We start from the raw sequence: 19059 nt of genomic DNA, 5'->3' as shown, positions 1-19059 counted from the left end.
TCAGGGATAGGAGAGTGGGTGGCAAATGATAGAAGCAGTGGTATTCGATTTTGATGGACTGATCATCGATACGGAAGTGGCGTGGTATGAAGCATACCGGGAAACACTTGCTTCATACGGAGCGGATCTGCCGCTCGCCCGGTTTGCAGAATGTGTCGGTACAAGTGATGACGTGCTCAGGAAGATCTTCCGGGAACTGACCGGTGGACTGTGCAGGTTTGAAGAGATTGAAGCGCAGGCCGCCCAAATTGTTGATAAAAAGATGAAAGAGCCTCTCGCACGTGAAGGGGTGACTGGGTATTTGGCGGAAGCGAAGCGGCTCGGATATCGGATTGCACTGGCAACAAGTTCTTCACGGGGTTGGGTGACCCGCTATCTGGCTGAACTCGAGTTGATTTCATATTTTGAGGCAATCGTTACAAAAGAGGATGTCCACAGAGTAAAACCGGCACCGGATTTGTATGTAAAAGCGGTTGAAGCGCTGGATGTCCGTCCGGAACAGGCGGTAGCGTTCGAGGACTCCTTAAACGGCTGCCGGGCAGCGGTGGCGGCTGGTCTCCAATGTGTCATTGTGCCGAGTACCGTTACAGCGGGATTGCCCTTTGAAGACTATGCGTTACGGCTGAACTCAATGGGAGAGAAAAGTCTTAGTGACGTAATCAAGCTTATTGAAGACTCGCCGGTCGCTAAAAAGCGAACTCTTGACAGAGCCGCTGCCCGGAATGGAAAGGCTTTTTGAAAGAAAGGGAAAACGTATAACTCCGTTGTGCCATGATTGCTTTGCTCATGGCGTTTTTTATTTTGGAAGTACCCCGATGAAATCCCCTCCAATCATCAACTGCCCCGCTAAATATTCCGGCGGATCAGCCGATGTAACCCCTGAGACTATTTAGGGGGAACCAGACATTGAGACAGAGGAAACAGTCACTCAAAAAATCATTGACCTTTTTGATTTTCATTTTGATCACGGGCCTGTTCGTGTTCGTCGGTGCGTTCATGTTTTTCAATTCGAAGATGGCGATCGACAACACGATCAAGGAAACGGCGATCCTGCATGCACAGCGCGTGGCGGACAGCATCGATCCGGCGCTGTATGCGGAATTCATGGAAAATCCGACGAAAAATGAGACATATGAAGAAATGCGCATCGCGCTGAACGATTACCGTGAAAAAATCGGCGCGATGTACGTCTATACATTGCAAGTGACGGACGGCGATGGGCTGGAAATCATCGTTGACGGCATGCCGACAGCGGAAGAAGCGGTAGCGGTCGGCGAACCGACGACGGCAACGAAATTCGAGGACGTCGAAGGGGCGCTGGCCGGCGGCACATCGAGCACGGATATCGTGGAAGACCCCGAGTTCGGCAATTACATGTCCGCCTTCGCGCCGATCACGGATGACAGCGGCACTGTCATCGGCATCGTCGGCATCGATATGGGCGCGGATATCGTCAGCAAAATCTCGGCGGATGTGCTGGAAAGTTCACTGCCCATTCTGATTGCCGGCGCGCTCGTCGTCTTTGCGCTGATCCTTTCGGCGGTCTACTATTTCCTCGGCCGGAAACTGAACCCGCTGACCCGCATCAACGAAGCGACAAAATCCATTGCCGGCGGCAACCTGAAGGAAGCGAAAGCGCACATCGCCGGCCTCGACGTGAAGACGCAGGATGAAATCGGCGTCCTGAATGAATCGGTGCTGAAAATGGTGTCGACACTCGAAGGCATGATCACGGGCATCCAGGACAGCTCGGCATCCGTGCGGACGCAGAGCGGCAGCCTCCATGAGACTTCTGCACAAGTGAAGGAAGCGGCCGAACAGATTTCCGCTACGATGGAGGAAATGGCGGCGGCTATCGAACTGCAGGCGGGCTCGGCGGTCGATATATCGGAGGATATGACCGGCTTCTCGGAACTGATCGCCAAAACGGCGGAACAGGGCCGGACAGCGGCGGAATCGGCTGCCGTCATCAACGAACGCACGCATAAAGGAACGGAGCTGATGGCGCATTCCCGGCGGAACATGGACGGCATCTACGAGATGGTGGAAGGCGGCGTGGCGAAAGTCCGCGAGCTGGAAACGAAGACCGGAGAAGTGACGTCGCTTGTTTCATTCATCAGCGACGTGGCGAGCCAGACGAACCTCCTCGCACTGAACGCGGCGATCGAAGCGGCGCGGGCGGGAGAAGCGGGCAAGGGGTTCGCAGTCGTGGCCGATGAGGTCCGGAAGCTGGCGGAGCAGGTCTCGACATCTGTCCAGGACATCAACCGGATCGTCAGCAACGTCAAACTGACATCCGCTGAAATGGCCGAGTTCCTGGAAAACGGCCTTGAGGATGTCGTGAAAGGGAAAGACAGCCTCCGGGATACGGGGGAAGCGTTCGGCGATATCTCGTCCGAGATCGGATCGATGAACGGACTGATCGCCTCCATGTCCGATCAGCTGCAGCACGTGCTCGGAAAGCAGGACCACATGAAAGCGGCGCTGTCGGAAATCGCGGCTGTATCCGAAGAGAACGCGGCCGGCATCGAACAGGTGACGGCGTCTTCACAGCAGATGAATTCCCTGTCGTATCTGACCCAGGACCAAGTCCGGGAGCTGCACGAAATGTCGGAAACGCTCGACCGGCTCAACAGCCAATTCACATTGAAATAAAGGATGGAGTCCGCTCACGGAGCGGGCTCTTTTTTCGTCAAAAAAAATTAACATTCTCTCAACACACGCTTAACAATGCCGATTTATAATATAAGGCGAAACAAGAAAGGGGAACTAATGTGGAGACGCTGATTGCGCACCGCGGATGGTCAGGGATTGCGCCGGAGAATACATTGAGCGCCATCAGACTGGCCTTGGAAGAACCGAAAATCAAAGCGATTGAAATTGATATAAATATGACGAAAGACGGGATTCCGGTCGTCTTTCATGATAAAGACGTCGACCGGACGACAAACGGCACGGGCGCTGTGAAGGACTTGACGCTCGCTGAACTGAAGACGCTGGACGCGGGAAGCTGGTTCGGTCCTGAATTTGCAGGGGAGCGGGTTCCGACACTGGAAGAAGTGCTGGCGCTCGTGCAGGGTGAAAAGCACCTGTACATCGAGCTGAAACAGCTCGGCGATCTGTATTGGGGCCTGGAGCTGAAGACCATCGAACTCATCAAAAAGTTCGGCTTAGAGGACCGCTGCAGCCTCATCTCCTTCGATCACAGAAGCCTGCAGACCTGCATGAAAATCGCGCCGGAAATCCGCCGGACACTCGTCATGGTCGGATCGCCGCTTTTATTGACTGAACAAGTGAATGAAATCGGGGCGGCGGCGGTGTCGATGAAATCGGACTATGTCGATCAGCTGATGGTCGACAGTCTCGTCAGGAACGGCACGGAAATCATCGTCTGGACAGTGGACGACCCCGAAGAAGCGGACCGGCTGGCCGCATTCGGCGGCCACGTGAAATTCACATCGAACCACCCGGACCGCCTTTGGGCACGTGAAGAAGTGGCGGTCTGACGGACAGAATACAGAAAAAACAGGATCCGCTGCGGGCGGCATCCTGTTTTTTTACGTTAACGATTGATTTCCCGTGCCGGTTTGGCCGCTCAGCCGCTGAACAGAACAGCGGCCTGGATGAAAACCTGGACGAGGAGGTAGAATGCCGCCGCGTACGCCAAGTTGAAGCGGATCCCGTTCTGGACACCGCTCAGGCCGTTGATGCTGCTCAGGATGATGAGCGGCATGACGACAGGCGACAAGATGATCGAAATAACGCTTCCGGATGTGATGGACAGCACCACGAGTTCCGGCGGATAGGGCAAGGCGACGTCCTGCAGAATTCCTGTGACGAGCACGATGACCGCAAGCGGGCCGAGACCGACGAAGCCGAGAGCGATCATGATGAACGGGAGCAGGAACAGGATGTTGAGGACAGGCACCACATTCGTCAGGCTGTTCATCCATCCGATGACATAGACGCCCGCCCCCGACTGGTTCAAGGCGAGGATCAGGAGACCCGCCGCCAGCAGGATGCTGAACTGCCTGCCCTGCCTCGGAATCCCTTCGGAAAAATAAACCCGGGTATTCTCGGCGAAATGATTCAGCCGCCCTTTAATGAGGAAATAAAGGAACGTCCAGCCGATGATGACGAGCGGAATCGTCAGCAAAAATTCCAGCCCGGTCCATTCGTGGACAAGGAAAATGGTGCCGAACAGCGATGCGAATAAAACAATGAATTCGATCGTATCCCGGTTCCACGGCCTGTCATTGCGCGAATTCTTCATCGCTTCGTCGATTTCCCGCTGCAGCGTCGCCGAAAAGTCCGCATGGTACTTCTTTTCCTGGACGCGTGAGAACAGGACAGCGAGAAGCGTGCCGGCGAATGCGAACGTGAAGCCGAGCAGCATCGATTTCCACAGTTCGGAGCCGAGCGCTTCCACCGCGAATACGAAACTCGGAATGCTGATGACCCACATCGTCGATAAAGCGAAGCTCCGGAGGATCGCGGTGCCTTTGAAGTTCTCCCAAGCTTCGTCGTTATGCTCGTGCAGGAATGTATCGATGAACCGGTACATCATCGGAACCGATCCGAACAGCAGGAAATGGGTGATGACCTGTGTCATCGCCATCAGGCCGAAATAGAATTTCTGGCTCTGATTCAGCAAGTTATGGGCGGCACTCATGATCTCTTCGATGTACGGCTCTTCCCTCAGCACCCAGCTGATCATCGGCACCACAAGGAGGAGACCGATCAGGCTGCGCATCAGCCGCATGCCTTCCAGCAGATCATTCCAGAGCGAATCGCTCGTGAACAGCAGCACAAGCAGCGCGGCGGCAATCAGGAAAAACTGCAGCTGGAATTTATTGAACGGCAACAGCAGGCCGGCGAAGAGCAGCGTCGCGATGCCGGTTATCGACAGCAGGAAAATCAGCAGTTCCGCTTCGAAAAAGTATGTAACAAAATGGAGCAGTGCGTAGATGGATACGGAGGCAGTAAATCCTCTGGCAGCAGTCACTTTCGGCTGGTCTCCCCTTTCTGTGCGCTCTGCCTTGATTTTACACGGATGGACAGAAATGTACCAACCACTCGAAGCGGTCCGGCTTAAACGAGGGAAGAAATAGGGTTTTTTGCGAGGGTAATTCTTGCTTCACGGGCAGGAGAAAGTGCCGGAAGAGTTGGTCTCGAACCTTTTGCCACTTTTCAACGAGCAGGCTGTACAGAATCCTTTCAATTAATTTTCAGGAGTTGCGAAACTATATAAGTTTACGGCTGTCGTCATTTATTCCTCCCGGTTGAGTTTGAATTTTCATTCTGAAAGAAACTGAGGTGGGAGTCTTTTGCGGGAAAATGATAAAATATCGTTTCCTTTGTTGGTATTCAAAACCTCGCACTCCCTTATGTATTTCTTTTGCCCAGCCAATAGTTCCAAGCGTCCACCGAAACAGCCAGTAACAGGAACATACCGAGAATGACGGAAAACAGCATGATGAGAACAATATCGAAAATCACGTCATTGCCTTTAGAGATAAACACATATTTGGCGAGTACAACGAGAATGCCGACAGCCGCCAGCATGGCCGGTAAATAAAGGTGGAACCGTTTAGTACGCTGCTTGGCAATCCACAAGATGCCGGCAACTGAAAAAACGGCAGCAATCAGAGTGAATACGGATGTATTCATTTTTCACAGCCTCTCAACTGAATGATGTGGGACTGTCACTTTAATCAGTAAACGCAAAGCAGGGGCAACCGTCATTTCTTGAGATTTCTGCACCTGAATTCGCAGTCTGTCACTCTTTTTTCAGAGAATCGATACCGTTCATCCGGTGCGGGATAGCACCGTTTTATCTGCCAAATAAAGAAGCCCGCCCAATAGTGCATACACTGCAAGGAGCGGCCAGAATGACAACTGTTCATTTAGATAGATGACCAGAAGCAAAGCGCCGAATACTGCGGCGAGGCCAGCGATGTTCCAGTTAGTTCTTGTGAAAAATCCATACTCTGCAAACAGGGCCGCCAGCATCAGATAAAAGAAAAGTTCATTTCCCGTAACTGATTCCAGGAATATGCCTGCTGCAATTGTGATCACAATCACCTTATTCCGATCAGCTGATTCCATGCGTCTTTTCAATTCGTTTTCCCCCTCTTTCCGTGTGCTGAGCTGACGAGTCAGTCATTTCGATGGGCTCCTATCAGTCAAATCACTTATTCTTGATTACTTTCTCTTTATTCGCCCGGAGAGTGTATCCTAAAAATAGACCACTCAGAATACCGATAAGCAGTGTGTCCTCAAAATCTCCCTAAAAAAGCCGATTGCGAACCAGGCGGTCAACACACCGAGGACCGTAAAAATCCATGATTTCAACCTTATGGACACTCCTTGTAAAACGGCTTCGCCAGCTTGGTTCCCTCGCAGCTCAAGCCATGCGCCGCCAGTATTTCACTGCTTTTTGAATGCCACTGTCCAAAAGCGCTCCGTAAGTGGCATAAAGCAAAATGTACAATAGTGCCCCAATAATATTCAATTGGTAGCTTACAGCCTCATAGACATTCAGAAAGGGATCAATTAGCATTACAAGTCTGTGGAACAGCGGATCGATGAAAAATATATCTTTGATGGGATTGGCAGCAAGTTCGATCCACATGACAGCGGATGAAAAGACGATGAACCAAAACGAAAACCGACTCAGGAATCGCATGGCAGCCATCCTTCCGGTACAGAATTTTTATTCAGCTTTAATCGGTTGGTGTCCCCTTCTTAAATGGCTTCATTTATCCAGTTTTTTCTAGATTACTCACAGTATAGCTGAAAATTCTAAAAAGTGCATGTTAAAGTTAATGTCATTAAGTAAATTGAAAAGCGTGAAGACACACGGCGCTAGAATACAGGTGCAGGCTTATTCAGCTTGATACAGATTGCTTCCGGTGCCCTGGTTTTACTTGAAAACGGCTATGGAATCGCGGGCATTATCGAAGATATCCGACTGAAGGCAGCAGCCGGTATTACTTACATAAGAAATTAACCCAATAAAGGCTGTTTACTTTCCGGCTGATTATTCGTTGTAAGAAGGGGGGAGGGTGGCAGATGGGCGGTTCACAGATGGAGCGGCAGCTTGCTGGAAGGCTGGAGCGAATAAAATCAGTGCTGACGAAAATGGGCGCTTCGCGGGAAGACGCTGAGGATATCGCTCAGGACACGGCTTATAAGTTCATTTTATATGTGGAAGCGATTGACCCGGAAAAAGCGGAGAGCTGGCTGTTCCGGGTGGCGGTAAACGGCTATTACAACCTTTACCGGAAGCGGGTCCGGCGGGATGAAATTGTGCGGTTCAATTTCCGGCGTCTGTATGACGACCATACACCGGAAGGAGAAGTGCTCATACGCGAACAAAACAGCCGTATACGGGAAGTGCTGGATGGTCTGAGACCGAAGTTCCAGGACCTGCTGCTCCTTAAATACAGTTTTGAATTATCGGTCCGGGAAATTGCTGAGCTTTACGGCATGAAGGAAGATTCCGTGAAAACGACACTGTATCGGGCGCGTCAGGCCTTTATCAGCCAGTATAGGAGGGATAGTGATGACTGAAGAACATACACCTTATTCTGCAGATACAGACTTCACAAAGACAATCAGACGGGCGAAGCGAAAAGTGCTTTTACGGACGGTGTCCATATCATTCATTGTCAGTGCGGTGCTGCTCGCCTGCCTGTACGCCCTTGGCACATGGCTGATGCACGACCGGGTAGAAAGGGAAAGTACGCTTGATTTTGCATGGTCGGCTGTCCAAGGCGCGAACATTGAAGCGGTAGGGACCGGTTACAGTTACACACCTTTTTCCGCTTCTGCTGACACGCAGCTGATCAAACCGGTCGGCAGTGTCCAAATACCTTGGGGAGAGCTGGAAAAAACATTCACTGTTTTTGGAACTTCCCATGAGGCGCCGAGAAATTTTGGAATCAGTTCAGGGAGCACCGGAATGGAAAGAGCCCCACTCTATTTCAATGGGGAACGGGTGATTGAGTTATATCATCCGGAGTTGTCTTATGCATCATTGCCGGATGACCGTACCCTCTTGCCCGAGATTTCGGAAGATAAATACGTGGAGATGGCGCTGTCTTTTGATGCCGTCTATACCATGGAGGAAGTTCAGAGTCTGCTCGGTGAATCCGTCGACTGGTATTGGGCGGACACACTTCGAGAGACAGACAGGACCGGCGCCTTTCCGATACCCGGTCGCTTCGCCTTCGGTTTCCGTGATACAGAAACCTCAGAAGAAAGTGCAGAAATCTTTCTTCAGCAGCTCAAATGGTTATCTGAGAATGATTCGGAGCGCCGGGAAGAAGCGGCAGCACGGTATGAGCGTTTTGCGGATTCAGAAGGAATCGCCGGCGTTGTCGTGACCGGAACGCCTTCAGAACTGGCGGAACTCACCGACATTCCAGAAATTCGGGCGGCTGTGCTGGGCGCTACCGCTGATCAGTATTGAATTCGTTTTCTCCTTGTCTGCCGCAGCACCGTAATGATGAATAGGAAGAGTTCAGAGATGAGCTCTTTTTTTGTTTACTAACGTGTTTTTTAACCGTTTTAGAATGGAAGATGGACAGGGAGGATGAATGAAATGGGCAATAGAAGTGCTTGGAGGAACACCATCAGAACAGCCAGGAGACAGGCGTTTTTAAGGACTGTTCTGATTTCGGCAGCAGTTTTTGTCACAATGAGAGCGGCAGGAAGGGGTGTGGGGAGATGGGTAAAGTGAAAGGGGTATTGGCTGTATGCGGCGCAGCGGGAGCGTTCGTCCTGGTCTATGGCACGGCAGTCATGCTGCAGCTGCTGTTCAGCAGCTATCCGTCGGCTTTAAGAGACCCGAATTTAGCGATTCTTGCTGTTATATGTGCCGCTCCTTTTGCTGCAGGAAGTCTGTTGACTTACAGGGAGACAAAGGGCCAGCTTGTCTTCGGTATGGCCGTCAGTGCGGGGCTGTTCGCTTTGCTGTTCATCATTATCCAATTGCTGATCGCGACTGCAGCCGACCCTGCAGAAGACATAAATCGGAGGCTATGGATTGTGCTTGCTGTTTCGGCCACAATGATTATTGCGGCGGTACGCAGCGCCGGAGCAAGGGAATCTTAACACTTCTGCGGACGGTGTTAATTAACCGGTACAATGAATGCAGAAAGAATTGGGAGAAACTGGATGGCGGAAAGTACTGCCGGTATTGCCTTTCGTTTTCTCTTAATGACTATGATTTCGGTGCAACCGCCCAGTTTCGGCATACCGGGCGGTTTTGCTTTTTTCTGTAGAATGAGTTAAAAGTAATATGAGCATTGAACTGCTCGAATTCATAAAAACGTAAAAAGAGGAGTTGAAAGTTTGAGGAAAATGGGAGCAGTGTTACAAAAAATGATTTTGAGTGTTCTTTTCACCGGAGCGTTCTTCTCTCCAGGAGCCCTTGCGGTAAGCGCGGACGGCGGCGCATCTTCAGTAAATGTCCAGGAAGCGCAGGACACAAAGTATGACAAGCATGTGATGCGCAGTCTCCGGGAGAGCTTCGGGATCAGCAAACACGCGACGCACTTGGACGGGCAGATCGAAGCGATGCCGCAGGTCGACGTAATGGATGCTTATCTTGGTTCATTCGGTAAAAAGGTGAAGGGGAAAGAAGTGCGGGAAGCCGTCCAGGATGTGTTCGACATCGACTTGGACCTCATTTCTGAACAAAACTACGGCAGCAAGCTGTCGGCTTATGCGCCTGACGTGATGGAAGCGCTGCGCGTGTCGCTGAGGCTGGAGCCGGATGATGCAAGCCGGGATGATTTCATCATGGACCTGCCGAAATCCGAAGTCATGGACCGGTATATCGGTGTACACGGATACGACTTGACGGGCGCGGAAAGCCGGATTCTCATCAATCAGATCTTCGGCGTGAACCTGGACGGCATTTCAAAACTGGAACATGCCCAGCTCGGCATTTCTTCCAAAGGACAGTGGATCGTCCGCAGTGAAACCGATCTGTTCCTGATCACTTCGACGCTGGATGATGTGGGGGTTTACGTGGAGACGACGGATTATTATGAGCAAGTGACAGGCACGGACGAAATGCCTGAATCCCTGAAGGACAGCCTCCTCAGCAGCGGCTTTGTGTATGACGCGGCAACGGACCGCTACTTTTACTCGAATCCGACGGGGGAATCCGTACCGGATGCATTCAAAGGCAGAACGATCGGCATGCTGCTCGGGGCAATCCAACAAATCAATCACAACTTCTGACGAAGAGGCCAAGAAGTGATATTCTTGGCCTTTTTTGGTGTGGATTTTGACGTTTACTACCGGATGCACCCTCTTTACTGCCACTTCCTTGGCTATGCAGCTCCGCAGCCGCTTCCGCAGGATGAACCGCATGACGAGCCGCAGGACGATCCATCGGAATCCGCCCCGCCGGCATCCCCTGCGACAACGCCCGCGCCGGCTCCCGCTGCCGCCATGTCATCCTCGTCATCGTGACCGAGCGAGCGCCCATAATCATCCGGTTCGTGCAAAGCGAGCCAAAAGACGTAGGAAAGCGCGAGCATCGTATAGTCCTCCTGCGTTCGGCGGTTTCCGGGACTTCTGAGTTCATCCCGGAGCGTCCGGAACTTGTCCGCATGAGACGGCGACACGGCTTCCTGAAGCGATTGCCGGATGCGGGGAATGAGGGCGAGCGCCATGTCGTGCGCCGGCTCCGTATTAAAGAAATAGCGGGATTCGAGCTCCTCCGCACTGGCCGTCTTCCATTCTTCCAGCAATGCGCCGCTCGGACGTTTGCTGAAAAAACGCGCGCCCCAGGCTGCCGCGGAGAACGGCATTTCCTCGAACAGCTCTTTATAGAACATGTCGAATAAAAACCGGCTGTCTTCCGGATCTGTCCCGGCCACATTTGGTTCGTGGTGAATGAACTGCCCGGCGAAGCCTTTCGTAAAACATTCATAATCCTGGGTGAACATCAGGAGTGTGTGCCAAACTTCATCCACTTTGTGCGAGAACATCGGCACCCGTTTCAGAAAGGCCGCCATGAGGAGGAACCGTTTCTGTTCGAAAAGCAGCTCCAGCAGTTCCTCTTCGCTGAAAGTTGTTTCCTTCACCATCCGGTTGTAGACGTTGACCTGATAACTGACAGGAAACGCATTCTCCAGTTTTTCTGCAAACGGACGGGCGAACGGAGCGGTGGTTCCGACGAAATCGAGCCCCGATTCCTTCTGCCGCTGAATGAAAGACGTTTCGTCGTGCAGAAGCTTTTCCCGCTGCCGCCGCCGTTCTTCCGTTTCCTGCAGCCGACGCCGCTCCGCGTTTCCGGGTAGATTGCGGAGGACGAAAATTCCTCCGACAACGAGTGCTGCAAACAGGATCCATTCCATGATTCACATCCCCTTTCACTATTTCTGAATATTCCATCCCTCTTCAGTATACCGGATTCATTCGCAAGTGCTAATTCCCAAGGCCGCTTCCTGCCAGGATTTCCTCGGCATCGAGCGCCATCCATTCTTCGACGGGCATATCGGGATGATGTTCAAGAAATGCCTGCATCACTGTGTAGCCGATTGTGTAGCCGGTCCAGATCGGAATCTCTTCCCGAGGATTGCCGTAAAGTATTTCCTGGACAGCTGCAGAGTTTGCCGCCTCTTTATTCGCTTCGAATGCCTTCCAAGCGATTTCTTTATTCGTTTCCGTAAACGGCTGTGTCCAAGGCGTTTCGATTTTTGGATAAAGGAGATTTGCGAACGAATCCGCTTTTCCTTCTTTTAAGACGGCATCAAGCACCGTGTCTTCGCTTTCTAAAGCATCCTCCGAATCCACTGTATGAGCATATTCATGCGCCACTGTATGTTTCAAATGTTTCGCTTTTACAGACGGAGTGACGAAGATGACCAGTGAATGCTCATTGAACACCACACCGGTCGCATGGTTCATAGCCGAGAGTTCGCGTGAAAGGACTGGATCGGCGGGAAAGAGGTGAACAGTTTTTTCACCGCCTGTCAGCATTTCGGCCGATTCCCGCAATGCCTCTTCAATCGATTGGATGAGTTCGTGCTCCCGTTCTTCCAGTGATGCAACAGCTCCTTGCAGGGCAAGGAGTTCTTCGGACGGCGCAATCATCCAGTAGGCGAGGTAACCGACACCGTCGCCGGCAGATTGGGAGTTGTTATTATACTGCTTTTCAACTGTGGCGGCATATACTTCAGCCAGCTTGTCCGGCTGCTCCTTCGCCTGCTGTATGTAATCCTCATAGGCACTGAAGTACGTGTAAACCTCGAACTTTTGTCCGTTCTGTTCAAAAGTGACAGGCTGTTCCTCCGTTCCGGTCTGTACGTTCTTGGCTGCCGCTTCAACCGGTTCCGCTGTTTCGGCAGCTTCCCCTGAACAGCCGGCAAGCAGGAATATCATCGACGCTGCTGCAAAGTATCTCTTCAATATGATAACCTCCTCTTGCATCATCACGAACTGCTCATGACTGCGCGGACAATTCTCGCCGCTCCCTGCAGCAGCCACCAAGCGATGCGGAAGGGCAGAAGCAGCAATTCCGGGGCGGCTGCGACAGCCAATTCGGAGAACGCCCCGCTGCCCAAACGGTCTTTTTTTCTGGATTCATCGGATCGAGCCATTTTTTTCTCTCCTTTGTGATGGGTTTTCTGTTTCTTGAATTGAAGATCTGTCTTAATTTACGGAATCCTTTTCCAGAAGTTTCATTTTTTTGTGGAAGTTAAGGCAGAAGGGCATACAGGAGGAACCATTTGCTGAATTTCAGCTGGTAAATTGAAATCCTTTCTATACGAAAAAGGACTCGGCCCATTTAAGCCAAGTCCCTTTTTTTATTACCCTTGAACGCTTTCCTCTTCATCCTGATAGACCGGCACCCAGCCTTCCGTCGTCACGAAAATGCGGACGGCGACGACTTTGCGGTCATCGGCGAGCGTGAAGTAGTGCGTGATGTTCGGCGGCACAGAAATGAGATCGCCCGGATCCAGGTGGACTTCAAAGAACTTGTCGTCTTTGCCCTGGATGATGAACACGCCATGGCCGCTCACGATGTAGCGCACTTCGTCATCGGTGTGGATGTGCTTGCGCTGGAAATTTTTCAGCAGTTCATCCAAGTTCGGATTCGAGTCCGACAGCGAGATGACGTCGGCCGCTTTATAGCCGCGGCGCTCGGAGATGTCATCGATTTCCGGACGGAACGCCTCTAAGATCTGTTCTTTCTCTTCATCGGTCAGGTCGAACTTCTCACGGAGATTCTCCGGCAGTTTGTTGATGTCCCAATGCTCGTAGATGACTTCCTGCTGTGCGAGGAACGTCGCGACGTTGTGCTGTTCTTCGATTGTTTCGTTTGTGTCCTGGATTTTGATGATGGCCAAGTGAAATCTTCCTTTCTTTTATCGGTTTAGTTGATGTAAAGCCAATTGGTATTGGAATAAAAACTCGCTTGCTTCCAGCAGTTTCGTCGCTTCGAATCCGCTGAGTCCCCAGACGGTGATGCCGTGATTGCGGATGAGGACAGCGCCGGCATCAGCGTTCACGTGCTTTTTGAATTCTTCAGCCAGCGCCGGGATGTGCGCCGGGTTCGGGATGATCGGGATGGTGAGCACATCATCGTCTCCCCATAGCCCGAACGCCTTAATGAGCTCCTGGCCTTTGAATTCAATCTTGCCGGCATCGCCGTACAGTTCGGAAATGACATTGTTCGCCACCGTATGGACGTGGAGGCTGCAGCCGGCATCCGTTTGTCCGTATACGGCGCAATGAAGGAGCGTTTCCGCCGATGGTTTCAGATGCGTCTCATCGACCGGTTTGCCCTCCGCATCCACCAGTAAAAAATCCTCCGGCGTCCGTTTCTTTTTATCCTTGCCGCTGGCGGTGACCAGAAACTGGAGCGGCTCGTCATGCACCTTGATGGCGAGGTTGCCGCTTGTGCCCGTGAACCAGTCGCGGGCGGCGAGTTCATCCTTAATGTCCGCAAGCTCCGTCCAGCGTTCGTCGAGGATGCTCATACCCGGACCTCCAGCTTCCGTTCGAGAATAGCCGTCACGTCATGGAATGTTTCGAACGGCTCGTACGGGATGCCGAGCTCCTCACATTTCTCGACCAGGAAATCGCGGGCAATGACGAGGTCCGCGCCTTTGGCCGCCTGGAGATCCGTGATCGAGTCGCCGATGACGATGCTGAACGTGTCCTCGTCCGACAGCTGCCGGATGACCGTCGGCTTACACATGCCGCAGCCTTGGCTTTCGCACTGCTCGTCACAGCCGTGCGGGAAACGGATCTGAATGCGGTCTTCCGAGAAATCCGCTTCATTGCAATAAATCCCGGCGAGCGGTCTGTACGGTTCAAGGAGCGGCCGGACGAAAAAGTCGATTCCGCCGCTCGTGATATACAGCGGAATATCTGTCCGGTCGGCAAACGCGACGAAATCGGCGAAGCCTTCACGGATTTCCGCCGCATCGAGTACATATGAAATGATCTCGTCCTTCTTCGATGACGGGAGGAGCGAGAACATCTCCGCCACACCTTCACGTATCGTAATCCTTTGGTCGAGGATCGCATCTTTGATCGGCTCCCATTCCGGCGGCGCGAATTCCTTCATGATGTTCATGATGTTGTCGCGGTCTGTCACCGTGCCGTCGAAATCGCAGAAAATGACCGGTTTTTTCACATTACTCACCCCCATAGCTCGAGTGCCGCCTTTAATTCGCTGTGTGATTTTGCCGCTTCCTCAAGGGAAGTGCCGGCAAGGACGGCGTCGACCGCCTGGCGGAACGCTTTCCCGCCGCCTGCCGCGCCACCCGGATGCCCGTGGACACCGCCGCCCGCGTTGATGATGCTGTCGGTGCCGAAGTCTTCAATCAGAAGCGGGACAAGTCCCGGATGGATGCCGGCGGATGGGACAGGCCATGTTTTATTCACCAAACTTTCAGCTGTCAGTTCTTTCCCGAGCGCGACCGCCGCCTGTTTCTCAAGCGCCACACTGCCGTATGGGGAAGGGAACAGCGAGAAGTCCGCGCCGGCGATACGGACCAGTTTACCGAGCGCCAGTTCCGTCGCCACGCCATAGAACGGGGAGGACGTGAACGCGCCGCTGAACGCCGGATGCGCCATGAGCGGGAGCGCGATTTCGTCGTCTTCCGCGAGCTCCTGCAGCACATCGAGTCCATACGTATGGACATTGAACAAAAGCGCATCGGCGCCGAGTTCAAGCGCCCGCCGTGCTTTGTCGCGAAGACTTGACGTGCGGCCGGTCAAGTTCACTGCGTAAAGCGTGCGATGGCCGGTTTCGGCATATACTTGCTCCAGCACTTCCTTGCCGGCGGTGATCCGCTTTTCGAACGGTGTCAGCGGGTTGTCGAATAAAATCTCGTCATCTTTCACAAGATCGACGCCGCCGAGTGCCTGCTCGCGGAGCTGGTCTTTCATGTAATCGAGATCGCGGCCGATGACGCCTTTGAAAATGCTCATGACGAGCGGCCGGTCATGGACACCGAGTTTATTTCGGATGCTGTCGATGCCGAAACGGGGTCCCGGGAAGTGTCCGAGCAGCTTTTCGTCGAATTCGAGACCCAGCAGTTTCACTTCACCGTCGAGCGACAGCTTGCCGAACGCTGTCGTCAAAATCGCCGGAAGGTCCGCTGAAAAATTCGCCGCCGGATAGCGGATGTCGACTTCGGCACGGACCTGATCCGGTTTTTCCGGATGCCGCACGTCATCGAATTCCCGGATCGCCGCGACGGTCCCTTTATGTTTTTTCAGCTGCTCCTGCTCAAGCCGCGGCAGATCGGTCCAGGACCCCACCGTGAGACCGAGCGCAATCCCTTCCGCTTTCTTTTCAAACGAGCCGGGCCGCCCGTACAGCTGATAGCGGGCTGTCAGTTCACTCATTTCTTCACACTCCAATTCTCGGGCAAATAAAAAACCTCTTCACAAGAAGAGGCCGTCAGTTACCATCTTCTTATTTCCCAGCCTTCGCTTGTAGGCTGCAAGAATTAGCACCGTGTCATCATCGACCGGTTGCCGGGCTTCGTAGGGCTTGTCCCTCCACCTGCTCTGAATAAGAATCGCGTATTTAATTTTTCGGGAAATTAAGACTGATTATTTCATGCGGTGCAGGTTCTGTCAATTAAAAATGTGAAAGCTTTGATGGCCAGTAACGGCCGCGTGTGTGCCGAAATCCAGAACTAGTGTAATTCAAGGGCAAACTAGTGAAACTCGGAGCCCGACTAGTGAAATTCAATACCAAACTAGTGAAACTTAAGCAGGAACTGATGGAACCGGAAGGGTTTAGTGGAATTCAAGGGGAACTTTGTGGAACTCAGCCGGAGTTTAGTGGAATTCAGCAGCAATTTAGTGGAATTCGAAGCCAAGTTAGTGGAACTCGCGTAATTCAAAGCTCGATTCGCGTAACTCAAAGCCTGATTCGCGTAACTCGCCCTCAAACCGGTCAGAATTTCCTCTGCCATCGATGTCTACATAAATTTTCGAAATAATCATTGCACTTCTTTTCGAACCGTGATAGCATTCATTTCAGACTTTATCAATTTCATATTTTTAACACTCTTATCAAGAGCAGGCAGAGGGATATTGGCCCGATGAAGCCCAGCAACCGACCGTAATACCGTTGTGAGACGGGGCGCGAGCAATTTGCGCCGGAATGATTTTATTCCGTAAGGCACGGTGCTAATTCCACCGGAAGGATTTTTTCCGGAAGATAAGAGGTGACGGATCTGACTTTCTGCGCCTCTTTTCGAAGAGGCGCTTTTATTTTTGATTTTTTTAAGTGAAAGGATGAACAGCGATGCCAGCAACTGAAACAAAGGGGTATGAACCGCTGACGGAGGAAACGGCAATCCGGCTGGCCGAACGCCTCCGTTTCTTCCCTGAAGGTGCCGCACTCTCCGGCCGGGAAATCGGCGACGGCAATCTGAATTATGTTTTTCACATCACCGACGGATCCGGAAAAGGTGTCATCATCAAACAGGCCCTGCCGTATGCGAAAGTCGTCGGGGAGAGCTGGCCGCTCACATTGAAGCGCGCGCAGATCGAGGCGGACGCACTGAAAAAACACGGTGAATACGCACCCGGCCTCGTGCCGGAAGTTTACGCAACCGACGGGCCGCTCGCTTATACGGTAATGGAAGACCTGTCGCGCCTGACCGTGGCGCGCGCGGGACTCATCGATGGGGAAGCGTATCCGAAACTGTCGGATGATATCGGTGAGTACTTGGCCCGGACGCTGTTCCATACGTCAGACTTCGCGCTCCACCCGTTCGACAAGAAACGGTTGGCCGCGGCGTTTTCGAATCCGGAACTGTGCAAGATTACAGAAGACCTGATTTTCACGGATCCGTTTTTCGACAGCGACACGAATGATTTCGAAGAAGCGCTGAGATCCGATATCGAAGCGATATGGCAAAACCCGCAGGTGCAGCTCGAAGCCGCAAAACTGAAGAAGAGCTTTATGACCGAAGCGGAAGCGCTGCTCCACGGCGACCTCCACACCGGCAGCATCTTCGCAAGCGAAACCGAGACGAAAGTGATCGACCCGGAGTTCGCCTTTTACGGCCCGATCGGCTTTGACGTCGGCCTGTTCCTCGCGAACCTCGTGTTCCAGTCGATTACGCGGGAAGGGGAAGGGCGCGAAACCATCCATCGCCACATCGGGAACACGTGGAAGGTGTTCGAGGAACGCTTCAAAAACTTGTGGGACGCGCACGGTACGGATCCGTTCCGGAACACAGCCGGCTACAGGGACTTCATCCTCAACAAGATTTTCCGCGACGCCATCGGTTTTGCAGGCTGCGAACTCATCCGGCGCACAGTCGGTCTTGCGCATGTCGCGGACTTGGACGGAATCAAAGAGGGAGAAGTCCGCGTCGCCAGGAAGCGCCAGGCGCTCAAGACAGGAGAAGCATTCATCCTGCAACGCGGAGAGCTTTCATCGATCCAGGAAGTGCTCGTGATCGTGGAGGCGAACCGTCCATGAACGTTCCGGTATCCGTTACATGGCAGGACGGCAGACTGACGATCCTTGACCAGCAGAAGCTGCCGCACGTCACGGAATTTATTGAGCTGGAAACCATTGAAGATGTGTACGATGCGATCCTTGCATTGAACGTGCGCGGTGCGCCGGCGATCGGCATCACCGCCGCATACGGGCTCGCGCTGGCAGCCGCTCGTCATGGGACGGACGAGCTGGATGCATTCGAAGCGCTTGTCCGGAACGACGCGGCGTACCTTGCCGGTTCACGCCCGACGGCAGTGAATCTCGCGTGGGCGCTCGAACGGCTGCTCGGCACGCTGCCGAATGCCCGGTCCGTTGCGGATGCGAAGGAGCGGCTGGTCGCAGAAGCGGAAGCGATCCGTGCGGAAGACGAGGCCGCCTGCCGCAAAATCGGGGAGTATGGACTCGAGCTGCTCGAAGGCAAAACACGCATCATGACAATCTGCAATGCGGGATCGATCGCGACGGCGAAATACGGCACGGCGCTGGCCCCGTTCCACTTGGGTAGCGAACGCGGCAGGGCATTCGAAGTGTTCGCCTGTGAAACGCGTCCGGTCTACCAGGGCTCGCGGCTGACCGTCTGGGAACTGCAGCAGTCGGGCGTTGATGTGACGCTCATCACCGACAGCATGGCAGCTCATACGATCGGCGCGAAAGGCATCGAAGCGATCATCGTCGGCGCGGACCGCATTGCGGCGAACGGCGATACAGCGAATAAAATCGGCACACTGAATCTGGCCATTCTCGCCCAGGCATTCGGCATCCCGTTTTATGTGGCGGCGCCGGTCTCGACGTTCGACCTGTCGCTTGAAAATGGCCAGGACATCCCGATCGAAGAACGCAAGGCGGAAGAACTCACCCATTTCGGGAAAGCTCCCATCGCGCCTGAAGCGACAGCCGTCTACAATCCGGCGTTCGACGTGACGCCTTCCGATTACATCACGGCCATCATCACCGAAAAAGGCATCATTGAACCGGATTTCAGCCAGAATATTCCCAGGCTCCTCGCGGCAGCTGCAGGAAGATGATAAAACCCGGCAATTGCCGGG

At 53.1% G+C, this 19059-nt stretch carries 20 protein-coding genes and 2 riboswitches; of the genes, 9 read left to right on the top strand and 11 right to left on the bottom strand.

Annotation, left to right across the window (positions count from 1 at the left end; all coding sequences use genetic code 11):
• Window positions 1-25: 25 nt before the first annotated feature.
• From CCE92_RS14120 to CCE92_RS14110, 3 genes are all read left to right on the top strand, one after another.
• Window positions 26-739 carry an HAD family hydrolase gene (locus CCE92_RS14120; protein WP_088009056.1) on the top strand — a complete coding sequence of 238 codons (714 nt, stop codon included), beginning with the start codon at window positions 26-28 and terminating at the stop codon, window positions 737-739.
• A 167-nt stretch (window positions 740-906) separates the two neighbouring features.
• Window positions 907-2655, top strand: a complete 1749-nt coding sequence (locus CCE92_RS14115; RefSeq protein ID WP_088009052.1) for a methyl-accepting chemotaxis protein — start codon at window positions 907-909, stop codon at window positions 2653-2655.
• A gap of 119 nt (window positions 2656-2774) precedes the next feature.
• Window positions 2775-3506 (top strand): glycerophosphodiester phosphodiesterase, encoded by a 732-nt coding sequence (locus CCE92_RS14110; RefSeq protein WP_088009050.1) that lies wholly within the window; start codon window positions 2775-2777, stop codon window positions 3504-3506.
• An 89-nt stretch (window positions 3507-3595) separates the two neighbouring features.
• Here the strand turns inward: CCE92_RS14110 and CCE92_RS14105 are convergent, their stop codons facing one another.
• From CCE92_RS14105 to CCE92_RS14090, 4 genes are all read right to left on the bottom strand, one after another.
• Window positions 3596-5005, bottom strand: a complete 1410-nt coding sequence (locus CCE92_RS14105) for a hypothetical protein (protein ID WP_088009047.1) — start codon at window positions 5003-5005, stop codon at window positions 3596-3598.
• Between the two features lie 380 nt (window positions 5006-5385).
• Window positions 5386-5670, bottom strand: a complete 285-nt coding sequence (locus CCE92_RS14100; RefSeq protein ID WP_088009045.1) for a hypothetical protein — start codon at window positions 5668-5670, stop codon at window positions 5386-5388.
• Between the two features lie 138 nt (window positions 5671-5808).
• Window positions 5809-6120 (bottom strand): hypothetical protein, encoded by a 312-nt coding sequence (locus tag CCE92_RS14095; RefSeq protein ID WP_088009043.1) that lies wholly within the window; start codon window positions 6118-6120, stop codon window positions 5809-5811.
• A gap of 286 nt (window positions 6121-6406) precedes the next feature.
• Entirely contained in the window at window positions 6407-6688 is a 282-nt protein-coding gene (locus CCE92_RS14090) for a hypothetical protein (protein ID WP_088009041.1), read from the bottom strand.
• Between the two features lie 386 nt (window positions 6689-7074).
• On the opposite strand from CCE92_RS14090, the gene CCE92_RS14085 reads away from it, so the two are divergent.
• From CCE92_RS14085 to CCE92_RS14070, 4 genes are all read left to right on the top strand, one after another.
• Window positions 7075-7575, top strand: coding sequence for an RNA polymerase sigma factor (locus CCE92_RS14085; RefSeq protein WP_088009039.1), 501 nt, complete (start codon window positions 7075-7077; stop codon window positions 7573-7575).
• Window positions 7568-8476 carry an anti sigma factor C-terminal domain-containing protein gene (locus CCE92_RS14080; protein WP_088009036.1) on the top strand — a complete coding sequence of 303 codons (909 nt, stop codon included), beginning with the start codon at window positions 7568-7570 and terminating at the stop codon, window positions 8474-8476. Before CCE92_RS14085 ends, CCE92_RS14080 begins: the two co-directional genes overlap by 8 nt.
• A gap of 257 nt (window positions 8477-8733) precedes the next feature.
• Window positions 8734-9120 (top strand): hypothetical protein, encoded by a 387-nt coding sequence (locus tag CCE92_RS14075; protein ID WP_144391031.1) that lies wholly within the window; start codon window positions 8734-8736, stop codon window positions 9118-9120.
• A gap of 270 nt (window positions 9121-9390) precedes the next feature.
• Window positions 9391-10257 (top strand): hypothetical protein, encoded by an 867-nt coding sequence (locus tag CCE92_RS14070; protein WP_241536066.1) that lies wholly within the window; start codon window positions 9391-9393, stop codon window positions 10255-10257.
• 92 nt (window positions 10258-10349) lie between these two features.
• Here the strand turns inward: CCE92_RS14070 and CCE92_RS14065 are convergent, their stop codons facing one another.
• From CCE92_RS14065 to CCE92_RS14040, 7 genes are all read right to left on the bottom strand, one after another.
• Window positions 10350-11381 (bottom strand): UCP032817 domain-containing protein, encoded by a 1032-nt coding sequence (locus tag CCE92_RS14065; protein WP_088009031.1) that lies wholly within the window; start codon window positions 11379-11381, stop codon window positions 10350-10352.
• A gap of 70 nt (window positions 11382-11451) precedes the next feature.
• Window positions 11452-12435 carry a DUF2268 domain-containing putative Zn-dependent protease gene (locus CCE92_RS14060; RefSeq protein ID WP_162287888.1) on the bottom strand — a complete coding sequence of 328 codons (984 nt, stop codon included), beginning with the start codon at window positions 12433-12435 and terminating at the stop codon, window positions 11452-11454.
• Window positions 12436-12458: 23 nt separating this feature from the next.
• Window positions 12459-12626 carry a hypothetical protein gene (locus CCE92_RS15900; RefSeq protein WP_155522843.1) on the bottom strand — a complete coding sequence of 56 codons (168 nt, stop codon included), beginning with the start codon at window positions 12624-12626 and terminating at the stop codon, window positions 12459-12461.
• 210 nt (window positions 12627-12836) lie between these two features.
• Window positions 12837-13376 (bottom strand): acireductone dioxygenase, encoded by a 540-nt coding sequence (gene mtnD, locus CCE92_RS14055; protein ID WP_088009024.1) that lies wholly within the window; start codon window positions 13374-13376, stop codon window positions 12837-12839.
• An 18-nt stretch (window positions 13377-13394) separates the two neighbouring features.
• Window positions 13395-14009 carry a methylthioribulose 1-phosphate dehydratase gene (locus tag CCE92_RS14050; RefSeq protein ID WP_088009021.1) on the bottom strand — a complete coding sequence of 205 codons (615 nt, stop codon included), beginning with the start codon at window positions 14007-14009 and terminating at the stop codon, window positions 13395-13397.
• Entirely contained in the window at window positions 14006-14671 is a 666-nt protein-coding gene (locus tag CCE92_RS14045; RefSeq protein WP_277621527.1) for a 2-hydroxy-3-keto-5-methylthiopentenyl-1-phosphate phosphatase, read from the bottom strand. The genes CCE92_RS14050 and CCE92_RS14045 overlap by 4 nt, the downstream gene beginning before the upstream one ends.
• Before the next feature lie 5 nt (window positions 14672-14676).
• Entirely contained in the window at window positions 14677-15891 is a 1215-nt protein-coding gene (locus tag CCE92_RS14040) for a 2,3-diketo-5-methylthiopentyl-1-phosphate enolase (RefSeq protein WP_088009016.1), read from the bottom strand.
• 67 nt (window positions 15892-15958) lie between these two features.
• Window positions 15959-16067, bottom strand: a riboswitch (SAM riboswitch).
• Window positions 16068-16563: 496 nt separating this feature from the next.
• Window positions 16564-16724, top strand: a riboswitch (SAM riboswitch).
• Window positions 16725-16804: 80 nt separating this feature from the next.
• On the opposite strand from CCE92_RS14040, the gene mtnK reads away from it, so the two are divergent.
• The gene (gene mtnK / locus CCE92_RS14035) at window positions 16805-17992 is read left to right on the top strand and encodes an S-methyl-5-thioribose kinase (protein ID WP_088009013.1); all 1188 of its coding nucleotides are present in this window, start codon (window positions 16805-16807) and stop codon (window positions 17990-17992) included.
• Window positions 17989-19038 (top strand): S-methyl-5-thioribose-1-phosphate isomerase, encoded by a 1050-nt coding sequence (mtnA, locus tag CCE92_RS14030; RefSeq protein WP_088009010.1) that lies wholly within the window; start codon window positions 17989-17991, stop codon window positions 19036-19038. The genes mtnK and mtnA overlap by 4 nt, the downstream gene beginning before the upstream one ends.
• The last annotated feature ends 21 nt before the right edge of the window (window positions 19039-19059 follow it).

The organism is Indiicoccus explosivorum (genome assembly GCF_002167005.1).
GTDB classification, from domain to species: Bacteria; Bacillota; Bacilli; order Bacillales_A; family Planococcaceae; genus Indiicoccus; species Indiicoccus explosivorum.
The sequence above is the reverse complement of the archived record's forward strand: the minus strand, read 5'-3'. Positions and strand labels throughout refer to the sequence as shown.

Coding starts and splice junctions, on each gene's coding strand:
- CCE92_RS14120 (WP_088009056.1), top strand. CDS start 26: ATGATAGAAGCAGTGGTATTCGATTTTGATGGACTGATCATCGATACG.
- CCE92_RS14100 (WP_088009045.1), bottom strand. CDS start 5,670: ATGAATACATCCGTATTCACTCTGATTGCTGCCGTTTTTTCAGTTGCC.
- CCE92_RS14090 (WP_088009041.1), bottom strand. CDS start 6,688: ATGCGATTCCTGAGTCGGTTTTCGTTTTGGTTCATCGTCTTTTCATCC.
- CCE92_RS14085 (WP_088009039.1), top strand. CDS start 7,075: ATGGGCGGTTCACAGATGGAGCGGCAGCTTGCTGGAAGGCTGGAGCGA.
- CCE92_RS14080 (WP_088009036.1), top strand. CDS start 7,568: ATGACTGAAGAACATACACCTTATTCTGCAGATACAGACTTCACAAAG.
- CCE92_RS14075 (WP_144391031.1), top strand. CDS start 8,734: ATGGGTAAAGTGAAAGGGGTATTGGCTGTATGCGGCGCAGCGGGAGCG.
- CCE92_RS14070 (WP_241536066.1), top strand. CDS start 9,391: ATGATTTTGAGTGTTCTTTTCACCGGAGCGTTCTTCTCTCCAGGAGCC.
- CCE92_RS14065 (WP_088009031.1), bottom strand. CDS start 11,381: ATGGAATGGATCCTGTTTGCAGCACTCGTTGTCGGAGGAATTTTCGTC.
- CCE92_RS15900 (WP_155522843.1), bottom strand. CDS start 12,626: ATGGCTCGATCCGATGAATCCAGAAAAAAAGACCGTTTGGGCAGCGGG.
- CCE92_RS14050 (WP_088009021.1), bottom strand. CDS start 14,009: ATGAGCATCCTCGACGAACGCTGGACGGAGCTTGCGGACATTAAGGAT.
- CCE92_RS14040 (WP_088009016.1), bottom strand. CDS start 15,891: ATGAGTGAACTGACAGCCCGCTATCAGCTGTACGGGCGGCCCGGCTCG.
- mtnK (WP_088009013.1), top strand. CDS start 16,805: ATGCCAGCAACTGAAACAAAGGGGTATGAACCGCTGACGGAGGAAACG.
- mtnA (WP_088009010.1), top strand. CDS start 17,989: ATGAACGTTCCGGTATCCGTTACATGGCAGGACGGCAGACTGACGATC.